This is a genomic window from Litorivita pollutaquae (assembly GCF_003205515.1).
Classification (GTDB): domain Bacteria; phylum Pseudomonadota; class Alphaproteobacteria; order Rhodobacterales; family Rhodobacteraceae; genus Litorivita; species Litorivita pollutaquae.
The window spans coordinates 389,515-409,349 of record NZ_KZ826482.1 but is presented as its reverse complement, the minus strand read 5'-3'; the positions used below and the strand labels follow the sequence as shown (position 1 = coordinate 409,349).

Here is a 19,835-nt window from a genome sequence, read left to right as displayed (position 1 = left end):
ATCAGCGTGCCGCACCCCAGCGGCCCGTTTCATTCGACATATCCAAAGCCGGCGCATCGCGCGGCTTTTTAGGGAGGAAACACCATGCCAAAAGATGGAGGCATCGGCGCCAGCACCAAGCGGCGCGAAGACGTCCGCTTTCTGAGCGGAACCGGAAATTACACCGACGATATCAACCTGCACAATCAAACCTATGTGCATTTCCTGCGCTCTGATGTGGCCCATGGCCGGATCAAAAGTATCGACACCACCGTCGCATCGGCAATGCCGGGCGTTGTGCGCATCTTTACCGGTGCGGATTTCGAAGGCGTGGGCAGCGTTCCTTGCGGTTGGGAGATCACCGACCGGTTTGGCGAGAAAATGCAAGAGCCCGCGCATCCGGTTCTGGCCCAAGGCAAGGTTCACCATGTCGGCGATCAAATCTGTGCCGTGGTTGCCGAAACGCTTGAGCAGGCCCGCGATGCCGCCGAAGCCATCGAGGTTGATATCGAAGAGCTTCCCGCCGTTGTGGATATGAAAAAAGCGCTCGAAGAGGGGTCCCCCAAGGTCCATGACGATTTGACCAGCAACCTGTGCTTTGACTGGGGGTTTGTTGAAGAAAACAAAGCCGCCGTCGAAGAGGCCTTTCAAAACGCGGCGCATGTCACGACATTGGAATTGGTCAACAACCGGTTGATTGCCAACCCGATGGAGCCGCGCGTGGCCGTGGGGGATTTCAATCGCGGGACGGGCGATCATACGCTTTATACCACCTCGCAAAACCCGCATGTGATCCGCTTGCTCATGGGGGCGTTTGTTTTGGGGATCCCCGAACATAAGTTGCGCGTTGTGGCCCCCGATGTGGGCGGCGGGTTCGGCACGAAAATCTTCCACTATGCCGAAGAGGCCTTCTGCACCTTTGCAGCCAAGGCGATCAACCGTCCGGTGAAATGGACATCGACCCGGTCCGAGGCCTTCATGTCGGACGCGCATGGCCGTGACCACGTCAGCACCATTCAACTGGCGCTCGATGCGGACAATAACTTCACCGCGCTGCGCACCGACACTTACGCCAATATGGGTGCCTATTTGTCGACCTTCGCGCCCTCGGTGCCCACATGGCTGCATGGCACATTGATGGCGGGCAATTACAAAACCCCGCTGGTTTATGTGAACGTCAAAGCTGTCTTTACCAATACGGTTCCGGTGGATGCCTACCGCGGCGCAGGCCGTCCCGAGGCGACCTACCAATTGGAGCGTGTGGTGGACAAAGCTGCATTGGAATTGGGCGTTGATCCGGTGGCCTTGCGCCGTCAGAACTTCATCACCGAATTCCCCTATCAGACGCCCGTCGCGGTGGAATATGACACCGGTGATTATAACGCGACGATGGATAAGCTGACGCAAGTGGCTGATTTTGCCGGCTTTGCGGCCCGCCGCGCCGAGAGCGAAGCCAAAGGCAAGCTGCGCGGTTTTGGCGTCAACTGCTACATCGAGGCCTGCGGCATCGCGCCGTCGAACCTTGTGGGGCAACTGGGCGCGCGTGCGGGCCTGTATGAATCCGCCACTGTGCGGGTGAATGCGACCGGCGGTTTGACCGTGATGACCGGATCGCACAGCCACGGCCAAGGCCACGAAACCGCCTTTCCACAGGTGATTGCCGATATGATCGGGATTGACGCTTCGATGATTGAAATCGAACACGGCGATACCGACAAAGCCCCGATGGGCATGGGCACATATGGCTCGCGTTCCTTGGCGGTTGGCGGATCGGCCATGGTTCGCGCGACGGAGAAAATCATCAACAAGGCCAAGAAAATCGCGGCACATTTGATGGAAGCCTCCGAAGGTGATGTGGAACTTAAAGACGGGCAGTTTTCCGTCGCGGGCACCGATAAATCGGTGGCATGGGGCGATGTGACGTTGGCCGCCTATGTGCCGCACAACTACCCGCTCGAAGACATCGAGCCGGGCCTTGAAGAAACCGCCTTTTACGATCCGGCAAACTTTACCTACCCGTCGGGCGCCTATTGCTGCGAGGTCGAGGTCGACCCCGAAACCGGCAAGGTGACGGTAGAACGCTTCGCTGCGGCGGATGACTTTGGCAATGTCGTCAATCCGATGATCGTGTCGGGGCAGGTCCATGGTGGCATCGCACAAGGCATCGGGCAGGCTTTGCTTGAAGGCGCGGCCTATGATGAGAACGGACAGCTTTTGACCGGCTCTTACATGGATTACGCCATGCCGCGCGCCTCGGATTTGCCGTTCTATACGGTGGATCATTCGTGCCAAACGCCGTGCACACACAATCCGTTGGGTGTGAAGGGCTGCGGCGAGGCCGGTGCCATCGGATCGCCCCCCGCCGTGGTGAATGCGGTGATTGACGCTCTGCGCTCTGCTGGGCAGGATATCACGCACATTGACATGCCGCTGTCGCCCGCCCGTGTTTGGGCCGCGATGAACAACGCTTAAGGAGATCGAAAATGTATAACTTCGAGTTCGAAAAACCCACCACGGTGGCCGAAGCGGTTGCGGCGCTTTCCTCTGACGAGGCGCAAGCGTTGGGCGGCGGTCAAACACTGTTGCCGACGATGAAGCAACGCCTTGCGATGCCGGAAAAATTGGTGTCGCTCACCGGGATTGCCGACATGAAAGGGGTCTCCGCCAGCGGGGGTACCTTGACCATCGGCGGCGGCACGCCCCATAAAACGGTGGCGGATGAGGCCACGGCCTATCCGGCGTTGGCGGCTTTGGCCTCCAATATCGGGGATCCGGCGGTGCGCAATCGCGGCACCATCGGCGGCAGTCTGGCCAATAATGACCCTTCGGCGTGCTATCCGTCGGCGGCTTTGGCGTCGGGCGCGACAATCGTCACCAACGCCCGCGAGATCGCAGCGGATGACTTTTTCCAAGGCATGTTCACGACCGCCTTGGATGAGGGGGAAATCATCACCGCAGTGAAATTTCCGATCCCCGAAAAGGCCAATTACCAAAAGTTCGAGCAGCCCGCTTCGCGCTTTGCTTTGGTGGGCGTCTATGTTGCCAAATATGCGGAAGGTGTGCGCGTGGCGGTGACCGGTGCCTCCGAAGAAGGCGTGTTCCGTTGGACCGAGGCAGAGGCGGCTTTGTCGTCGAATTTCGCGGTCTCGGCATTGGAGGGACTGTCGGTTCCCGCCGATGGGATGATCGGCGACCTGCACGGCACGTCCGAATATCGCGCGCATCTGGTTGGCGTGTTGACCAAACGGGCGGTGACAGCTGCGGCTTGATCCTGTTTACGACGAAAATGCAAAAGCTCCCGCAGATATGCGGGGGCTTTTTTTTGGTTTTGAGCGATCCGCTGCGCGTTCGCGCAGGCGGGGGCGTGTTGTTAAGAGATGGCGCAGCGGCGTTAGGCTACAACCTCCAATTCGATACGGTCGCGACCCTTTTCCTTGGCCAGATACATCGCGGTATCGGCCCGCACCAAGGCGTCTTCGATATCGTCTTCTTCGCGCAGCAGGCTGATCCCGATGGAGACCGTCAGCGTGACTTCGCCGTTGCCGGTGTCCAACGGCGATTGCGCCAAAGTCTTGCGGATACGTTTGGCCACCATGGCGGCGGCATGCAGGTCGCTGTCTTTCAAAACGATGACAAATTCTTCGCCGCCGTATCGGCTGATGACGTCGGAAGACCGGCAACAGTCGACAAAAATACCAGCCATATGTTGTAGGGCACGATCGCCCACCTGATGGCCGTGGGCGTCGTTAAGTGCCTTGAAGTGGTCGACGTCGATCATCATGACCACGCAGTTGTCTTCGGTGTTGGCTTTGAAGTTGCTCAGCAGAAATTGCCGCGACTTCAACCGGGTCAAGGCATCGTGATCGACCATTTCTTGGAGTTTTAGGTTGAGTTTATAGATGTCGCGCCGTTTGTGGGCGGCATTGATACCGAGTGGTGCCGCCAGCAGAATCGGCACTATGGTTTCCGTGATGATGTATTGCCGGAGGTAGTCGATATCAAGAAACACGATACGAAGCGTGTAGTTGGCGATAATGGCAATCGCTGCCAATACAAGCGGATAGAGCACCGGACGCGTAGATATGGGCCGTCGAGACATTGACGAATAACCTGATCTGGCACTCTGACCCGACAATCGGTTGCGGATGGTTTCGGAGAGTGCGAAAATTACATTTTGGACAACCTGATCCATTTGAAACACGCTTTCGTTAATATACAACGAAGTGACGTCGCGTCTCGAACAATAAATCACGGCAAGAATTTTAGTTTATAGCAAAGTTATATAAGCATTTAGAGTGCATTGATAAAAGGCCTCCGCGAGAAGCGGAGGCCTTTTAGGTTGGCGGTGCTGGACGACGGGCGCGGCCCTACTTCGGCAGCGGACCGATCAACATAATCATTTGGCGGCCTTCCATCTTGGGCATGTTTTCCACGCGCCCACAGTCTTTGGTGTCTTCGGCCACACGTTCAAGCAATTCGCGACCCAGATTCTGGTGCGCCATTTCACGACCACGGAAACGCAGGGTGACTTTAACTTTGTCCCCGTTTTCCAAGAACTTATACACGTTGCGCATTTTAACTTCATAGTCGTGCACATCGGTATTGGGCCGGAATTTGACCTCTTTGATCTCGATGATCTTTTGCTTTTTGCGCGCTTCGGATTCGCGTTTTTGCGTCTCGTATTTATACTTGCCGAAATCCATGATCTTGACCACGGGCGGTTCGGCGTTGGGGGAGATCTCTACCAGATCTAGACCCGCTTCTTCGGCCATAGCCATACCCCGTGCAGGGGTCACGACCCCGACGTTTTCGCCGTCCGCGCCAATCAGGCGGATTTCCGGGCAACGGATGCGATCATTGATTCTGGGGCCGGTTTCGCGCGTGGGTGGCGCGTTATGAGGTCTGCGGGCTATGGTTTTGATCCTTCAATGGTTTGATAGTTTTGCAATCTGCAAGGTAAACCCGCAGCCGCACTCTTTCAAGCGCCAAAATCGGCAGTTTCGGGCCGAAATGGTCATGTTTTCCCCTTGAACCTTTTGCTCGCGCTCGGCATCTGCAACATCGTATGAAGTGGTCCGCAAAATGCGGGCTGTCTATGTTAAGGGGATGAAGAACCATGAAAAATCTGCTTTGGGTCGTGATTGCGTTGGTGGTTATTGGCGGCGGATACCTGCTGATGTCCGGGAAATCGGTGCAAGAGGTCGTGCAAGAGGCGACAGAGGCCACCACGGACGCGGTTGATGCGACGGCCGATGTGGCCAGTGATGCGGCGACTGCGGTGACCGATACGGCGACTGCGGCTGTTGATGCTGTGGACGATGCCGCCACTACGGCTGCGGAGGCCGCCGAAGAGGTTGCTGCCGAGGCTGCGGAAAATGCGACCGAGGCGGCTGAAATCGCCACCGAAGCTGCAACCGATGCGGTCAACGCCGCAGGTGATGCGGCCACCAATGCTGCCGAAGCGGTTAGCGATGCAGCCGCAGATGCGGTTGATGCGGGCACGGCTGCGGCTGTGGACGCCGCCGATGCGGCCGCCGGTGAGGCCAGTGACGCCGCCGATGCGGCAACCGACGCAGCGGCTGCGGCCGAAACCGCTGCAACGACGGCGGCGGATGCTGCCGATGACGCGGCTGCGGCGGCCTCCGAGGCGGGCACAGATACCGCCGCTGCAGCCGCAGATGCGGCGGCTGATACTGCTGAATCCGCTGCGCAAACCGCAGAGGATGCCGCTCAAACCGCAACAGATGCGGCGGCGGATGCGTCCGAAGCGGCCTCTGATGCGTCGTCGTCGATGATGGATGGCGTGAGCGAATTGTTGACTGTGGATGGTTTTAACCTCGAAAAAGTCAGCGACATGATTGACCAATCGTCGATCGGTGACATGCAAAAGACCATGCTGAAAACCGGTCTGCAGAAGGCCCAAGACGATCCTGAAATGCTTGGCAAAGTGCTTGAGCAAATCAAATCGGCGGTTGGCATGTAAAACCGTTTGACGCGGGCCTAACGGGCCGCGTCGCATGATATGATCCCCGCGTGGAGCGATCCGCGCGGGTTTTTTGTTTTTGGCGTGGGGGAACGCCGCCTATGACCGTCGCGCCGGATGAACGCCATGCGCCGGGGCGGGGCGCTGCATTTGAATATGAATGTCACTGCGCCCGACCTCGTGAAATCCAAAGCGGGCATAAAGGCGGCCCACAGGGTTCCAGCGCAAATACTCCAGACGGACCGGCAATCCCATATTATCGGCCACACCGAGGCAATGAGCCAATATCCGGCTGCCAATCCCTTGGTTGTGCCATTGGGGGTGCAGGTAGAATTCACCAAGGCGGATGTCGGTGGCGCGCAAATGGAAGGACAAGGCGCCGATATTTTTCTCGTGGCGCCGGATCGCGTAGAATGGTTTTGTGGCGTAGTGGCCGCGATGGATTTCGCGTTGCACATCCTCGTCCCATCCCCAATGTGGGGCGACATGGGGGGCCATCGCGGCGCGCTTTATCTCATAGGAATAGCAAAAGTCGCTCTGGCTTGGGCCGAGGCGATCAAATTGGAGATCAGGGAGCAGGCGGGGCAAATGCATGCCCCGATCATAGAGGCCCCCGCAACGCGCACCTAAGGAATTGCGGACAGGCCCAGAGTTTGAGCAGAAAACGGCGCGAAATCAGTCGACGAAGGCCTTTTCCACCACATAATGCTTCGGATCGGAATTGGCGCCTTCTTCAAGGCCAAAGCCTTCGAGCACCGCCATGATATCCTTGTTAAACGCCAGGTTGCCGCAAACCATGCCGCGATCATGTTCGGGGTCCATCGGCGGCAGGTCGAGGTCGGCAAAGACCTTGCCCGAACTTAAGTTGTCGGTGATCCGGCCCATCTGGGCGCTCTGTTCTTGGGTGGTGGTCGGGTAATAGCGCAACTTGTCGCCGACCAATTCGCCGATCAACGGATCATTGGGCAGGCTTTCGACCAATTGGCGGCCGTATTCCAATTCCGACACCTCGCGGCAGGTGTGCATGAGGATCACTTCGTCATATTGCTCATAGGTTTCCGGATCGCGCATCAGGGACGCGAAAGGCGCAATCCCGGTGCCAGTGGCAAACATCCAAAGCCGTTTGCCCGGCAAAAGCGCGTCGAGCACCAATGTGCCGACGGGTTTGGGGCGCAGGATGATTTCATCCCCGACCTCGATATGTTGCAAGCGCGAGGTCAGCGGGCCATCTTGAACCTTGATCGAATAAAACTCCAATTCCTCGTCCCACGACGGCGAGGCGATGGAGTAAGCGCGCAGCAATGGTTTTTGTTTGCCGGTTTTCGGGTCGGGATCATTCATCAATCCGATCATCACAAATTCACCCGACCGGAACCGCAGGCTTTGCGGGCGGGTCACGCGAAACGAAAACAACCTGTCATTCCAATGCTTGACCGATGTGACGGTCTGCGCATCAGGCAGGGCAGGCACTTTGGGGCTTGTCTGTGTCGGTGTCTGGGTTTGGATCTCGGTCACGGGAATGCTCTCGCTCATGTATATCAAGGTCAATAGAGGGCGCGTTTGCGCGTCTTTCTAACGATATATTTCAGTTATTGAAAGTGTTTCAGCGCGCCCGCAGCCGCGACTGATAGTCATGCTCTTGCCAATTGGCGCGGGCGCGCCATTGCGGCTCTGGTTGGCGGGTGGCAAGCGCGGCGTCGATTTCCACCTCGTCAAACCCCGACCGGCGCGCCATGGCATATTGATCCGCGATAACGTGGCCCGCTGCGCGCAACCGGCCGGTGTAGCCCATCAAGCGCAAGGAGCGCGCATGGGTGAAACCGCGCCCGTCGGAAAATGACGGGAATGCGATGCGGATCATGCTGACGCCTTCAAGCTGTCCGGCCAAGGCGGTCACATCATCGGCGGGATTGATGTCAATCGCGCTGGTGTCGGGTAGGCTGCCATCCTCGTTCAAGGGGGCGAAATTGCCGGTGAAGTCATCTTCGGCAAAGCCGCTGTCGGTTACGATCACGCTCATGTATTTGCTCCTATCCGGACCATCTTGCCATCCACGAAATGAATGCCGCATTCGGTTTTCTCTTCGCCGCGCCAACGCCCCGCGCGGGGGTCTTCGCCTTCTTTGACTGGCGACGTGCAGGGCGCACAGCCGATCGAAGGATAGCCTTTGGCAACCAATGGATGCCGTGGCAGGCGGTTTTCGATCATATAATTTTGAATGTCCTCTGGGGTCCAATGTGCCAAAGGATTGACTTTGATTTGATCGCCGTCGGCCTCAAAGAATTCAAGCGAGGCGCGGGTGGCACCCTGAAACCGTTTGCGCCCCGTGATCCAACCGTCAAAACCGGCAAGCGACATTTGCAAAGGCCGGGTTTTGCGCAGATCACAGCAGGAATCGGTGCTGCGTTTATGCAAGGTGCCATCGGGATCTTCGGCGGCGAGCATCGCCTCGGAGGCGCGCACAACCCGCAGATCTTCAAGTCCAAGGCGGTCGCTGAGGTCGCGTTGATAGTCCAGCGTTTCTTCAAACAACATCTGCGTGTCGATGAACAAAACCGGCGTGTGTTTGTTGATCACCGAAACGAGATGCAGCAAGACCACCGATTCCGCCCCGAAGGAGGATACCAACGCAAGACGCCCGACATCAGGATCGCGCAGCGCGCGTTTGAGAACGGCGGTGGCGCTGTGGTGCTCATAGGCGGCATTCAACGCCGCCACGCGGGCGGTAAACCCGTCGGCATTCTCGCTGCCATAGCTGCGGCCGATGTCCTCGGCGCGGGCAAGGCTGGCATCAGGCGGCATTGGCATTGTCCTGTGGATAGAGCGCGGCCTTGAACGGGGCCATGCCGAGGCGACGATAGGCCATCAAGAATGTCTCGTCGGCACCTTCGCGCAGATCGAGATAGGCATAGATGATGCGTTCGACCGCTGGCACGATCTCGTCATAAGCAAAGCCGGGACCGGCGCGTTCGCCGACGGCCGCGGTTTCGGTTGCATCACCGCCAAGCGTGATTTGGTAGTTCTCCACCCCCGCGCGGTCGAGGCCCAAAATCCCGATATGGCCAACATGGTGATGCCCGCAGGCATTGATGCAGCCGGAGATCTTGAGTTTCAGCTCGCCAATATCATGCTCAAGCTTCAACGCATTGAAACGATTGCTGATCTGCTGACCGATCGGGATCGAGCGGGCGGTCGCCAAGGCGCAATAATCCATGCCGGGGCAAACAATCATATCGGACACCAGACCGATGTTGGCCGTGGCCAAATGCACCTCTTTGAGCGCCGCGTGCAGCGCAGGCAGGTCGCCGCGATGCACATGTGGCAGGATTACGTTTTGCTCGTGGCTGATGCGCAATTCGTCATGGGCATATTGCGCCGCCAGATCGGCCATTGCCGCCATTTGCTCTGCGGTGGCATCGCCGGGGGTTTCGCCGTGGTTCTTGATCGAGATCGACACGATGGCATAATCGGCATTGCGATGCGCGGTGATGTTGGTGTCGATCCACGACCGGAACACCGGATCATTGGCATAGGCCCGATCGAACCCGTCCGTGGGGGCGGTTTTGAAATCCGGCGCGGTGAATTGCGCCTCGATCTCTTTAAGCATCTCCTGATCGACGCCGGTGAACTGCGGGCGTAGCTCGGCAAAGCGGGCCTCGACCAGTTCTTGCATCTTTTCGATCCCGTTCTCATGCACGGTGATCTTGATGCGGGCCTTATATTTGTTGTCGCGGCGGCCAAGCGTGTTCCACACCGACACGCAGGCCTCAAGATAAGGCAAAAGATCGGCCTTGGGCAGGAAATCGCGGATGACTTTGCCGATCATCGGGGTGCGGCCAAGGCCGCCGCCGATGATGACCTCGAACCCGTCTTTGCCGTCTTGCTCAATCATCCGCAGGCCGATGTCATGGGCGCGGGTGACGGCGCGGTCGTTGGGGCTGCCGGTGATGGCGATTTTGAATTTGCGCGGCAGGAATTGGAATTCCGGATGGTCGGTTGACCATTGGCGGATGAGTTCCGCGACCGGACGCGGATCGGCGATTTCGTCGGCGGCGGCACCGGCGAAATGGTCCGCCGTGGTATTGCGGATGGTGTTGCCCGAGGTTTGGATCGCGTGCAGGCCCACCTCGCCAAGCGCATCCAGAATATCGGGCACGTCGTTCAATTTCGGCCAATTGTATTGGATGTTCTGGCGCGTGGTGAAATGGCCATAGCCCTTGTCCCACTTGGCGGCGATCATCCCCAATTGGCGCATTTGCGCGCTCGACAGGGTGCCATAGGGCACGCAAACCCGCAGCATATAGGCATGCAATTGCAGATAAAGACCGTTCATCAAGCGCAGTGGCCGGAATTCTTCTTCGGTCAGCGATCCATTGATGCGGCGTTCGACTTGCGCGCGAAACTGTGCATTGCGTTCGGCCAAAAAGGCGGTGTCAAAATCGTTGTAGCGATACATCAGGACAACTCCACCTGTTTGCCGTGGGCATAATTCGAAGGGCCGGTGCGGCGAAAATCTTCACGAAAATGCACCGGCTCGGGGCCGTTTTCACCCGCTGCCATGTCGGTCAGATACGGGCCGACGATGGCATGCTGTTGGGTTTCGGCACGCGCCAGCCGCGCGGCGGCGGTGTCGGCATCCATCAGTAATTCGGCGCGGCGCAAATCGCGGGTCCAGCTGTCGTCGCTGCATTGATAGATCACATCGCCCTCTAATAGGGCGTTGGCGGTGACAACCTTGGGCGTGAAGGGGCGGGCCATGGCGGGCCTCCTGTTCTGGCTGGGCAATTCGGATTGACGGATCACACACCGGCGTGTTTGACCTTTGCTGCAATATAGGAAATATTCCCACCTTGGCGCCAGATGGGCGAAGAATTAAGAACATGGTTCCGGCAGCGCGTAGGCGCGCAGGCCAAGTTCCACGGATCAAAGGAAAAGCGTGATGACAGTCCGCCTAGACGACACAGACCGGAAAATCCTTTCGCAGTTGCAGCGCGACGCAGGGCAGTCTTTGGATGAAATCGCCCGTCAGGTGGGGTCAAGCAAGACGCCGGTATGGAACCGGATTCGCAAAATGCGCGATGCAGGGATCATCGGCCAGCAGACGTTTTTATTGGACGCAGAGGCGCTTGGCTTTGAGGCGTGTTTCTTTGTGTTGATCCGCACATCCGAACATGAAGCCGATTGGCAAGCGGCGTTTTTGAAGGCGCTAAAAGAGCGGCCCGAAGTGCAAGAAGCGCATCGGTTGGCAGGCGATATCGATTACATTTTGAAGGTGCGGGTGAAAAATGCGCGCGCCTATGATGCCTTCTACCAAGCGCTGATTTCCGAGGTAAAGGTGCATAATGTGACGGCGCTTTTGTCGATGGAGGAGATAAAATCCACGACGATGCTGCCGCTGTGATCACAGTTGGACGCGCAATTGATCCAACCCGTGAAAATGATAGGTGCTTCGGTAAAGCGGCGGCGCGGTGAGGGACAGATCGGGGCAGCGTTCAAACAAAACCCGCAGCGCAATCTGCATCTCCAATCGCGCCAGCGGTGCGCCGAGGCAAAAATGTAATCCGCCGCCAAAGGCGCTGTGCGTTTGTGGCGTGCGGCCGGGGCGGAATTGATCGGCCTCTTGCCATATTTCTTCGTCGCGCCCGGCGCTGCCCAAGATCAATGCGACCTCGTCGCCACGTGAAAACCGATGCCCGAAAACCTCCATATCCTCATAGGCATAGCGGGTGAATTTGTGCAAAGGTGGATCATAGCGCAGCACCTCTTCGACGCTGCGGGCGGCGGTTTTGCTGCTGCATTGGGCAGGTGCGTCGCCATGCACCAATAGGCAAGACACCGCATTGCCCAGCCCATGCACCGTCGCTTCATGTCCGGCGTTGAGCAGCAAAATACAGGTCGAGATCAACTCGGCGCGGCTGAGCTTTTCGCCCGCGTCTTCGGCGGCGATCAACGCCGTGATCAGGTCATCGCGCGGATCATTGCGCCGCACGTCGATATAGTCCGACAGATAAGCGGAAAACGCGCAAGAGGCGGCGACGGCTTCGGCCTCCATTGTCGGCGAGCGACCGGCGATATACATTTGCACCATGGCATTGGACCAGAGCAAAAGACGGTCCGCGTCGCGCTCGGGCACGCCCAACAGCCGCGCGATGATGATCACGGGGATCGGCGTGGCATAGGCGGGCAAGAGATCGAAGTCGCCGACCGGAAAACCGTCGATCAAAGTATGGCACAGCGTTTCGACCTCGCCCGCCATGGCGTTGATCCGGCGCGAGGTAAAGGCGCGCAGCACTTGTGCGCGCAACCGCGTGTGGCGCGGCGGTTCCAATTCAAGCATTGAATGGGCTTCAATGTCATAAAATGGTGCGAGGGCGGGCGGGATCACCGGCGCAGATCCTTCGGGCGGGGTGCGGCCAAACCGGCGGTCGCGCAAAATGCCCTGCACCGAGGCATGGGTAAAGGCCGCCGCCATGGCATAATCGTCCCAAAACGGCAGGCCCCCACCGCGTTCCGCCGCACGGGCGCGGGTGTAGAACGCATAGGGGTCTTGGACAAAATCGGGGGCGGTCGGGGATTGGCTCAAATGGATCATAGATGTTTTTCGCCCGCCCTTCTGGTCAAGGCAAGGGACCATGCGATAGCGTGTCCGCGATGGATGAGGTTTTGACACAGCAGCGGCGCAGTGCCCGCGCGGAGGCTGGCACAGGCGCGCGGGTCTGGGTCGCTATGGGGGCGCTGTTGTTGGTGTGTCTGGTGGCGATGGCGATCTGGCGCACCTCCGAGCGGCAGGCTTTGGCGGGACTGGCCCAACAGGGCCAAGCAGATTTGTCATTGGCCTCGGACCGGATCACCGCGCAGCTCAAGCGGTATCAGGAGCTTGCAGTGTTGATGGCGGATCATCCGGTGTTGTCGGCCCTGACCGAAGGCGGAGCGCAAGACGAAGGGTCAGGCCGCGTAGAGGCACAGCAGCAGGGCGCGCAGGAAAAAGCGCAGGCCGCCGCGCGGGCGTTGCTGACGGCGGCGGCGGATAAAACTGCGGCGCTGGACATCGCCTTTGCCGACACATCGGGGCAGATTTTGGCGCGGGCCACGCGGGGGGGCGAGGCGGGGGAGTTGGATCTACGCCGCGCCGGATATTTTACCCGCGCGATGCAGGGGGCGCTTGGCACGGGGCATGGGGTTTACGGGCGCGGCGCCTTGGATATGCCCGATCTTTTGGGCGGCGATAACGCCCGCGCCGGGGCAAGTGAGCCACGTCCGCAGCGCGCCTATTTTTACGCCGCGCCGCAATTTTCCAAGTCCGGATCCGTGGTGGGCGCGTTGATCGTTGTGGTGAATATCGACATGATGGAATGGGATTGGATCGGCGGCAATCCGGCGGTCTATTTCCTGGATGAGGCCGGTGAGGTGTTTATCTCCAACCGCCGCGAATTGCTGTTTTCGCGCGCGGATGCGGCCCGCGTGCTGATCCCGCCCGATGGGGCACCGGCGCTTGGCGCCCCGGCGCGGCGTTGGCAGAGCGGCGCTTATGATTTGCTCAGGCTTGATTGGGGCCCGTATTTGCCAACCCGCGCGATGGCCTTGATGCGTGACCTACCGGTGATCGGGATGCGCGGGGTGGCCTTGATCGACGTTGGCCCTGCGCGGCGGATTGCGGGGCTTCAAACCGGCGTGTTTTTGGCGCTTTGCGTGGCTTTTGCGGCGATGATGGTGCCGATTTTGGCGCGGCGGCGGGTTCTGGCGCGGGCCAATGCGCAATTGGAACGCCGTGTGGCGCGCCGCACCCGTGAATTGTCCAATAGTAATGCGGCCCTGCGCCGCGAGGTGGCCGAGCGCGTCGCGGCGGAGGCGGCATTGAAGCAGGCACAGGCCGAATTGGTGCAGGCGGAAAAATTGTCGGCGTTGGGGCAGATGTCGGCAGGGATCAGCCATGAGCTGAACCAGCCTCTCATGGCGATTCAACAGTTTGCCGACAATGGCGCGCTGTTCTTGAAAAAGGGCAAGGCGGATGTCGCGGGTGAGAACCTCGGGCGGATATCGTCATTGGCGGCCCGGGCGGCGCGGATCATCAAGAACCTGCGGGCATTTGCCCGCAACGAAAGCGAACCGATGGGCAAGGTGAACCTTGTTCAAGTGATTGATACAGCTGTTGAAATGACCGAGGCGCGGCGCGAGCGCGACGGTATTATTTGTGATTGGGAAGGCGGCGCGCCGGTCTATGTTTGGGGCGGCGAGGTGCGCCTTGTACAGGTGTTTGTCAATTTGATCACCAACGCCGCAGATGCGATGTCGGGGCAGGGTGGCGGCCGGATCCGCATCACCCTCGAAGAGGGCCGACGGCTTAGCGTTATTTTGCGCGACACGGGGCCGGGGATCAAAGACAGCGAAAAGATCTTCGAGCCGTTCTATTCGACCAAGGCCGTTGCCGCAGGCGCGGCAGGAGAAGACGGTATGGGGCTGGGCCTGTCTATTTCATATGGTTTGGTGCAAAGCTTTGGCGGCGTCATTCGCGGGGCCAATGCGCCGGACGGCGGGGCGGTGTTCACCGTCGAATTGGAACGCTGGAACGAGGCAAAAGCAACGGCATGACGCGGCGGGTTTTATGTGTGGATGATGATGTTGCGGTGCGCGAGGCGCTGCGGCAGACATTGGAATTGGGCGATTTGCTTCCGCAGGTCGCCGGCAGTTTCATCGAGGCCAAGGACCATATTCGCCCGGAGTTCGACGGCGTCATCTTGTCCGATATTCGCATGCCGGGGCGCGACGGGTTTCATTTGCTCGGCCATACCCAAGAGGTTGATGCCGAATTGCCGGTGATCTTACTCACGGGAGAGGGTGATATTCCGATGGCGGTGCGGGCGATGGGGCAGGGTGCCTTCGGGTTCTTGGAAAAACCCTGTAGCCCTGCGGATCTGTTGGCCGAGGTGGAGCGGGCGCTCAAAACCCGTGCTTTGGTTTTGGAAAACCGGCGGTTGAAGGCGCAATTGCAAACCGGTGATCCGGCGGCGCGGATGTTGTTTGGCACCTCCGAAAGCTCGGAAAAATTGCGCGATATGGTGCGGCAGGTGGCACAGACGCGGGCCGAAGTGTTGATCACCGGCGCGCCCGGATCGGGGACCTCCAAAGTCGCCGAGGTGATCCATTTGATGTCGGCGCAGGCCAAGGCCCCCTTTGTCAAACGCGGGGCGGCGGGGGTGACCCGCGCGGATTTGATCGCGGCCTATGAGGCGGCAGAGGGCGGTAGCCTCTATCTGGACGAGATCGGCGCATTGCCCCGTGAGGCACAGTTCTTGTTGCTTGACGTGATGGAAGGCAGCGCGACCGTGCGGGTTATGGCGGGCACCACACGCGATTTGGCCGATGATGTGGCCGCAGGGCAGATCAGCGCCGATTTGTTTTACCGCCTTGATGTCACGCGCGTGCGCATTCCTTCCTTGGCTGAGCGTCCCGAAGATATCGCGGAGATGTTCCGCCAATATGTCGCCCAGGCCGCAGAGCAGGCCGGGTTGGCCGCGCCAGAAATTACGCCGGAGGTGGTCGCTGGATTGATGGCCCGTGATTGGCCGGGCAATGCGCGGGCCTTGATGAGCGAAGCGATGCGATTCGTTTTGGGGGTCGGACGCGGGATGGCGCAGCATGAGACGGGGGAGATGGGCCTTACGCAGCAAATGGCACAGGTCGAAAGCTCGCTATTGGTGGCGGCGCTCCGGCGGGCCGAGGGGCGCGCCAGTGTGGCGGCGAAGGAGTTGAGATTGCCGCGCAAGACCTTCTACGACAAATTGGCGCGCTACGGGATTAGACCCGAAGACTATCGTTAGCGGGATGTTAACACTTTGTGCGGGTTTTCGCACAGATCCGGCGCGCCACTGTGCGGGTTTTCGCACAGCGCGGCGGCGCAGCATGGAACTTCACGTTTGCAATGCCATTCAAGTGATTGATTTGTATATAAAAGATGGGGTGCAATCACGCGGATCTCACAAACTCTTGAGCCGCGTGCCGGAAAGGCCAATTCTGCGCCCATCCTGCGGGGCCGATGCGCACCGCGATGATCACAGTTTGACTTAGAGGGAGGAGACCTCACATGAAATTCATCACCGCAGCCGCCACCGCCGTGGCTCTGAGCTTTACCGCCGGTGCGGCAAGTGCCGCATGTGATGCGGGCGAAATCGTCATCAAGTTCAGCCATGTCACCAACACCGACAAACACCCCAAAGGCATCGCCGCATCGTTGTTGGAGCAGCGCGTCAATGACGAGATGAACGGCAAGGCCTGTATGGAGGTCTTCCCCAACTCGACGCTTTATGATGACAATAAAGTGCTTGAGGCCATGTTGCAGGGCGATGTGCAATTGGCCGCGCCGAGCCTGTCGAAATTCGAGCAATTCACCAAGCAATTCCGCCTGTTTGATTTGCCCTTCATGTTCAAAAACATCGACGCGGTCGATGATTTCCAAAATTCCGACAACGGTCAGGCGATGCTCGATTCGATGCAGCGGCGCGGATTGCAGGGGTTGGCGTTTTGGCACAATGGCATGAAGCAAATGTCGGCCAATAAACCGCTGATTGAACCGAGCGATGCCAATGGTTTGAAATTCCGCGTGCAATCCTCAGATGTTCTGGTCGCACAAATGGAAGCCATTGGCGGCAGCCCGCAAAAAATGGCCTTTTCCGAAGTCTATGGCGGATTGCAGCAGGGGGTTGTCGACGGCCAGGAAAACACATGGTCGAACATCTACGGCAAGAAGTTTTTCGAGGTGCAAGATGGCACCACCGAAACCAACCACGGGGTGATTGATTATCTGGTTGTGACCAATGTGGAATGGCTGGAAAATCTTGATGCGGACGTGCGCGACCAATTCATGACCATCGTCAAAGAGGTCACCGAAACCCGCAACAAGGAAAGCTTTGCCGTCAACCAACAAGCGCGTCAGGCGATTTTGGATGCGGGCGGTGTGATCCGCGAATTGACCCCCGAACAGCGTCAGGCTTGGGTGGATGTGATGATGCCGGTTTGGGCGAAATTCGCCGGTGACGTTGGTCAGGACATGATCGACGCGGCGCAGGCCATCAACGCCACGCACTAGGCCGGTTCTTCCCTGTCACGTGGCGCAATCGGCCCGTTTGCTCGGACGTATTGATGCGCGCGGCGCCGGCAGGGAGATGCCACAGGTTTGAATGTTCACGGAGGCGGGCCGCATAGATTGGTCCGCCTTTTTGAAACGCCAAAACACTCACGCAATAGGGGGAGGGACGCGATGCAGCCGCATCCGAGTGAAAGCCTCATGGACCGGCTCGAGGAGACGCTTATTGCGGTTCTCATGGGGCTGATGACCATGGTTACCTTTATCAATGTCATCGTGCGCAAATTGTTTTCCAATGATCCGCCGGCCTTCGTCGAATGGCTCAAGCTTGAAAATATCGGGCTTTGGGGCGGCGAATTGACGGTGTTCATGTTCGCATGGCTGGGGCTTTTGGGCGCCTCCTATGCGGTGAAGAAAAATGCGCATCTGGGTGTTGATGCGATTATCGATCTTTTTGGTGCGCCGGTGCGCCGGGGCCTTGCGATTTTTGCGGTTGCGGTGTGCCTGATCTATTCGTTTTTGCTGTTGAAAGGCGCATGGGATTATTGGGCGAATTTCGCCAACCTGCCCGCCACCGAAGGCCGTTGGTTCCCCTTGGGGTTTGAGGACCGGTTCCTCGCCAAAGGATGGTATTCGGCCGACAGCGTGCCAAATCCGGGCGCATTGGCTTGGTTGGCGGATGTGTTCAACGAAGGCGAACCCTACGAGAAATTGCCGCGTTTGGTGCCGTATTTTGTTTTGCCCTTGTCGATGGCGTTGCTGCTCTTCCGGTTTGCACAGGCGGCGCGCCTGGTGTGGTTGGGCAAGGTGGACCGCTTGGTCGCGAGCCATGAGGTCGAGGACGAAATTCAGGAAATACGCGAGCAGCGCGGGGAGTTTAACTGATGGAGGTGTTTCTTCTCTTCGTGATGATCGTCGGGTTGATGCTTGTTGGCGTGCCGATCGCGGTCAGCCTTGGCACCTCCTCGATCCTGTTCTTGTTGATCTTTTCCGACAGCTCGCTGGCCTCGATCGCGCAGACCTTGTTTGCGGCCTTTGAGGGGCACGCGACCTTGCTTGCGATTCCGTTCTTTATTCTGGCGTCGTCTTTCATGTCGACGGGCGGCGTGGCGCAACGGATCATCCGGTTTTCCATTGCTTGCGTGGGCCATTTGCGTGGCGGTTTGGCGATTGCGGGGGTGTTTGCCTGTATGCTTTTTGCGGCGCTGTCGGGCTCGTCGCCCGCGACGGTTGTGGCGATTGGATCTATCGTTATCGCGGCGATGCGGCAGGCGGGCTATACCAAAGAATTCGCCGCAGGCGTGATTTGTAACGCCGGCACATTGGGAATTTTGATCCCGCCCAGCATCGTAATGGTGGTCTATGCCGCTGCGGTCGAAGTTTCCGTCGGGCGGATGTTCCTTGCCGGTGTGATTCCGGGGTTGATGGCGGGTGGCATGTTGATGATCGCCATCTACGTCATGGCGCGGATCAAGAATATGCCTAAAGGCGAATGGGCCGGTTGGGGCGAAATCGGCGCATCGTTCAAGGATGCGGCATGGGGCCTTGGGTTGATCGTGATTATCATGGTCGGCATCTACGGCATCCCCGGCGTGACCAATGCGATCTTTACCCCAACCGAAGCGGCGGCGGTTGCAGCCGTCTATGCGTTTCTCATTGCCAGCTTTGTCTACCGCGACATGGGGCCATTATCGGCCAAGGACGGGGCGCGCAAAATCTCGCTGTTGTCCAAGCCGGCCGCGCTGTTGACCGCATGGGGGCATAAAGACACGCGCAACACGCTGTTTGAGGCGGGTAAATTGACCGTCACGTTGATGTTCGTGATCGCCAATGCTTTGATTCTCAAACATGTACTGACCGACGAACAAGTGCCTCAACATGTCGCCAACGCGATGTTGTCTGCAGGATTTGGCCCGGTGATGTTCCTGATTGTGGTCAATATCATCTTGCTCATTGGCGGGCAGTTTATGGAGCCATCGGGCCTGTTGGTGATTGTCGCGCCATTGGTTTTCCCCATTGCGATCCAATTGGGGATTGATCCGATCCATTTGGGCATCATCATGGTGGTGAATATGGAAATCGGGATGATCACACCGCCGGTGGGGCTTAATCTTTTTGTCACCTCGGGCGTGGCCGGAATGCCGATGATGGCGGTGGTGCGGGCGGCTTTGCCCTTCCTTGCCGTGCTCTTCGTGTTTTTGATCATGGTGACCTATATTCCGTCGATCTCGACCTATCTGCCCAACATGATCATGGGACCGGAGATCATAACAAAATAGCGGTTTGTGATCTGCGCGGGGCGTGATGCCCCGTGCAAGGCGGCGTTCCGTTTCGGGGCGCCGCTTTTGTATTTCAAGGCCGTGCGCGCCGCGATTTTCCACGCTTTACAGTGCATTTGAAAATGGCCGCGCTTTTCTTGTCATTGATGCTTGACGGGGCAGGGGCTTGGCCCTAGAACGCCCCTCACGTTCGAAGGCTTTCGGACGGCAGCGAGCGGTTGTAGCTCAGTTGGTTAGAGTACCGGCCTGTCACGCCGGGGGTCGCGGGTTCGAGTCCCGTCAACCGCGCCATCGCTGCCCACAAAAGCCCACACAAACGTATGCGCGGTTGTAGCTCAGTTGGTTAGAGTACCGGCCTGTCACGCCGGGGGTCGCGGGTTCGAGTCCCGTCAACCGCGCCACTTTCTTCTTGAAATTTGGAATGCACGCGACGGCCCTTTTGCGAGGCCGTTTTTCTTGCGAGTTGCCTGCGAGGTCGTTTTGGATCTTCGCCTGCGCGAGTGCGGCGGCGGGC

General features: G+C 58.7%; 18 protein-coding genes and 2 tRNA genes. 11 read left to right on the top strand and 9 right to left on the bottom strand.

What is annotated here, in order from left to right; genetic code table 11:
* The first annotated feature begins 84 nt into the window (after positions 1-84).
* Both DI396_RS05820 and DI396_RS05815 read left to right on the top strand, forming a co-directional pair.
* On the top strand, positions 85-2,451 hold the full coding sequence (locus DI396_RS05820; RefSeq protein ID WP_110795224.1) for a xanthine dehydrogenase family protein molybdopterin-binding subunit: 2,367 nt from the start codon (positions 85-87) through the stop codon (positions 2,449-2,451).
* An 11-nt stretch (positions 2,452-2,462) separates the two neighbouring features.
* The gene (locus DI396_RS05815; protein ID WP_110795223.1) at positions 2,463-3,248 is read left to right on the top strand and encodes an FAD binding domain-containing protein; all 786 of its coding nucleotides are present in this window, start codon (positions 2,463-2,465) and stop codon (positions 3,246-3,248) included.
* Positions 3,249-3,370: 122 nt separating this feature from the next.
* Here DI396_RS05815 and DI396_RS05810 read toward each other — a convergent pair whose 3' ends face one another.
* Both DI396_RS05810 and infC read right to left on the bottom strand, forming a co-directional pair.
* The gene (locus tag DI396_RS05810; protein ID WP_162617164.1) at positions 3,371-4,078 is read right to left on the bottom strand and encodes a GGDEF domain-containing protein; all 708 of its coding nucleotides are present in this window, start codon (positions 4,076-4,078) and stop codon (positions 3,371-3,373) included.
* 268 nt (positions 4,079-4,346) lie between these two features.
* Positions 4,347-4,805 carry a translation initiation factor IF-3 gene (gene infC / locus DI396_RS05805; protein WP_235851769.1) on the bottom strand — a complete coding sequence of 153 codons (459 nt, stop codon included), beginning with the start codon at positions 4,803-4,805 and terminating at the stop codon, positions 4,347-4,349.
* Positions 4,806-5,095: 290 nt separating this feature from the next.
* Between infC and DI396_RS05800 the strand changes: the two genes are divergently transcribed.
* The gene (locus DI396_RS05800; RefSeq protein ID WP_110795220.1) at positions 5,096-5,962 is read left to right on the top strand and encodes a translation initiation factor 3; all 867 of its coding nucleotides are present in this window, start codon (positions 5,096-5,098) and stop codon (positions 5,960-5,962) included.
* A 99-nt stretch (positions 5,963-6,061) separates the two neighbouring features.
* On the opposite strand, the gene DI396_RS16915 is transcribed toward DI396_RS05800, so the two are convergent.
* The 6 genes from DI396_RS16915 to DI396_RS05770 form a co-directional block, all read right to left on the bottom strand.
* On the bottom strand, positions 6,062-6,460 hold the full coding sequence (locus tag DI396_RS16915; RefSeq protein ID WP_407936297.1) for a GNAT family N-acetyltransferase: 399 nt from the start codon (positions 6,458-6,460) through the stop codon (positions 6,062-6,064).
* A gap of 177 nt (positions 6,461-6,637) precedes the next feature.
* On the bottom strand, positions 6,638-7,495 hold the full coding sequence (locus tag DI396_RS05790) for a ferredoxin--NADP reductase (protein ID WP_110795218.1): 858 nt from the start codon (positions 7,493-7,495) through the stop codon (positions 6,638-6,640).
* Positions 7,496-7,565: 70 nt separating this feature from the next.
* A complete protein-coding gene (locus DI396_RS05785; protein WP_110795217.1) occupies positions 7,566-7,982 on the bottom strand; it encodes a DUF934 domain-containing protein in 417 nt (138 codons plus the stop codon).
* Positions 7,979-8,764 (bottom strand): phosphoadenylyl-sulfate reductase, encoded by a 786-nt coding sequence (locus DI396_RS05780; RefSeq protein WP_110795216.1) that lies wholly within the window; start codon positions 8,762-8,764, stop codon positions 7,979-7,981. The genes DI396_RS05785 and DI396_RS05780 overlap by 4 nt, the downstream gene beginning before the upstream one ends.
* Positions 8,754-10,418 carry a nitrite/sulfite reductase gene (locus tag DI396_RS05775; protein WP_110795215.1) on the bottom strand — a complete coding sequence of 555 codons (1,665 nt, stop codon included), beginning with the start codon at positions 10,416-10,418 and terminating at the stop codon, positions 8,754-8,756. The genes DI396_RS05780 and DI396_RS05775 overlap by 11 nt, the downstream gene beginning before the upstream one ends.
* Positions 10,418-10,720: a DUF2849 domain-containing protein gene (locus DI396_RS05770; protein ID WP_110795214.1), complete on the bottom strand. Its 303-nt coding sequence runs from the start codon at positions 10,718-10,720 to the stop codon at positions 10,418-10,420. Before DI396_RS05770 ends, DI396_RS05775 begins: the two co-directional genes overlap by 1 nt.
* A 181-nt stretch (positions 10,721-10,901) precedes the next feature.
* Here DI396_RS05770 and DI396_RS05765 point away from each other — a divergent pair, with 181 nt between their 5' ends.
* Entirely contained in the window at positions 10,902-11,363 is a 462-nt protein-coding gene (locus DI396_RS05765) for an Lrp/AsnC family transcriptional regulator (protein WP_110795213.1), read from the top strand.
* Here DI396_RS05765 and DI396_RS05760 read toward each other — a convergent pair whose 3' ends face one another.
* Positions 11,364-12,554, bottom strand: coding sequence for a cytochrome P450 (locus DI396_RS05760; protein WP_110795212.1), 1,191 nt, complete (start codon positions 12,552-12,554; stop codon positions 11,364-11,366).
* Positions 12,555-12,556: 2 nt separating this feature from the next.
* On the opposite strand from DI396_RS05760, the gene DI396_RS05755 reads away from it, so the two are divergent.
* The 7 genes from DI396_RS05755 to DI396_RS05725 all read left to right on the top strand — a co-directional run bounded on the left by DI396_RS05755 (position 12,557) and on the right by DI396_RS05725 (position 19,722).
* Complete coding sequence (locus DI396_RS05755; protein WP_328588332.1) at positions 12,557-14,551, top strand: sensor histidine kinase; 1,995 nt, start codon at positions 12,557-12,559, stop codon at positions 14,549-14,551.
* Positions 14,548-15,780 (top strand): sigma-54-dependent transcriptional regulator, encoded by a 1,233-nt coding sequence (locus tag DI396_RS05750; RefSeq protein WP_110795211.1) that lies wholly within the window; start codon positions 14,548-14,550, stop codon positions 15,778-15,780. The genes DI396_RS05755 and DI396_RS05750 overlap by 4 nt, the downstream gene beginning before the upstream one ends.
* A gap of 263 nt (positions 15,781-16,043) precedes the next feature.
* Positions 16,044-17,045 (top strand): DctP family TRAP transporter solute-binding subunit, encoded by a 1,002-nt coding sequence (locus tag DI396_RS05745; RefSeq protein WP_110795210.1) that lies wholly within the window; start codon positions 16,044-16,046, stop codon positions 17,043-17,045.
* A gap of 171 nt (positions 17,046-17,216) precedes the next feature.
* Positions 17,217-17,927 carry a TRAP transporter small permease gene (locus DI396_RS05740; protein ID WP_110795209.1) on the top strand — a complete coding sequence of 237 codons (711 nt, stop codon included), beginning with the start codon at positions 17,217-17,219 and terminating at the stop codon, positions 17,925-17,927.
* The gene (locus DI396_RS05735; RefSeq protein WP_110795208.1) at positions 17,927-19,321 is read left to right on the top strand and encodes a TRAP transporter large permease; all 1,395 of its coding nucleotides are present in this window, start codon (positions 17,927-17,929) and stop codon (positions 19,319-19,321) included. The genes DI396_RS05740 and DI396_RS05735 overlap by 1 nt, the downstream gene beginning before the upstream one ends.
* Positions 19,322-19,535: 214 nt before the next feature.
* Positions 19,536-19,612 (top strand) — tRNA-Asp (locus DI396_RS05730).
* Between the two features lie 33 nt (positions 19,613-19,645).
* A tRNA-Asp gene (locus DI396_RS05725) sits at positions 19,646-19,722 on the top strand.
* Positions 19,723-19,835: the final 113 nt, after the last annotated feature.

What these genes read in the sequence shown, in the direction of transcription:
- DI396_RS05735 (WP_110795208.1), top strand. Translation starts at nt 17,927, where the DNA reads ATGGAGGTGTTTCTTCTCTTCGTGATGATCGTCGGGTTGATGCTTGTT.
- DI396_RS05750 (WP_110795211.1), top strand. Translation starts at nt 14,548, where the DNA reads ATGACGCGGCGGGTTTTATGTGTGGATGATGATGTTGCGGTGCGCGAG.
- DI396_RS05800 (WP_110795220.1), top strand. Translation starts at nt 5,096, where the DNA reads ATGAAAAATCTGCTTTGGGTCGTGATTGCGTTGGTGGTTATTGGCGGC.
- DI396_RS05810 (WP_162617164.1), bottom strand. Translation starts at nt 4,078, where the DNA reads ATGTCTCGACGGCCCATATCTACGCGTCCGGTGCTCTATCCGCTTGTA.
- DI396_RS05755 (WP_328588332.1), top strand. Translation starts at nt 12,557, where the DNA reads ATGTTTTTCGCCCGCCCTTCTGGTCAAGGCAAGGGACCATGCGATAGC.
- DI396_RS05760 (WP_110795212.1), bottom strand. Translation starts at nt 12,554, where the DNA reads ATGATCCATTTGAGCCAATCCCCGACCGCCCCCGATTTTGTCCAAGAC.
- DI396_RS05770 (WP_110795214.1), bottom strand. Translation starts at nt 10,720, where the DNA reads ATGGCCCGCCCCTTCACGCCCAAGGTTGTCACCGCCAACGCCCTATTA.
- DI396_RS05775 (WP_110795215.1), bottom strand. Translation starts at nt 10,418, where the DNA reads ATGTATCGCTACAACGATTTTGACACCGCCTTTTTGGCCGAACGCAAT.
- DI396_RS05815 (WP_110795223.1), top strand. Translation starts at nt 2,463, where the DNA reads ATGTATAACTTCGAGTTCGAAAAACCCACCACGGTGGCCGAAGCGGTT.
- DI396_RS05785 (WP_110795217.1), bottom strand. Translation starts at nt 7,982, where the DNA reads ATGAGCGTGATCGTAACCGACAGCGGCTTTGCCGAAGATGACTTCACC.
- DI396_RS05780 (WP_110795216.1), bottom strand. Translation starts at nt 8,764, where the DNA reads ATGCCGCCTGATGCCAGCCTTGCCCGCGCCGAGGACATCGGCCGCAGC.
- DI396_RS05765 (WP_110795213.1), top strand. Translation starts at nt 10,902, where the DNA reads ATGACAGTCCGCCTAGACGACACAGACCGGAAAATCCTTTCGCAGTTG.
- DI396_RS05790 (WP_110795218.1), bottom strand. Translation starts at nt 7,495, where the DNA reads ATGAGCGAGAGCATTCCCGTGACCGAGATCCAAACCCAGACACCGACA.
- DI396_RS16915 (WP_407936297.1), bottom strand. Translation starts at nt 6,460, where the DNA reads ATGGCCCCCCATGTCGCCCCACATTGGGGATGGGACGAGGATGTGCAA.
- DI396_RS05820 (WP_110795224.1), top strand. Translation starts at nt 85, where the DNA reads ATGCCAAAAGATGGAGGCATCGGCGCCAGCACCAAGCGGCGCGAAGAC.
- DI396_RS05740 (WP_110795209.1), top strand. Translation starts at nt 17,217, where the DNA reads ATGCAGCCGCATCCGAGTGAAAGCCTCATGGACCGGCTCGAGGAGACG.
- DI396_RS05745 (WP_110795210.1), top strand. Translation starts at nt 16,044, where the DNA reads ATGAAATTCATCACCGCAGCCGCCACCGCCGTGGCTCTGAGCTTTACC.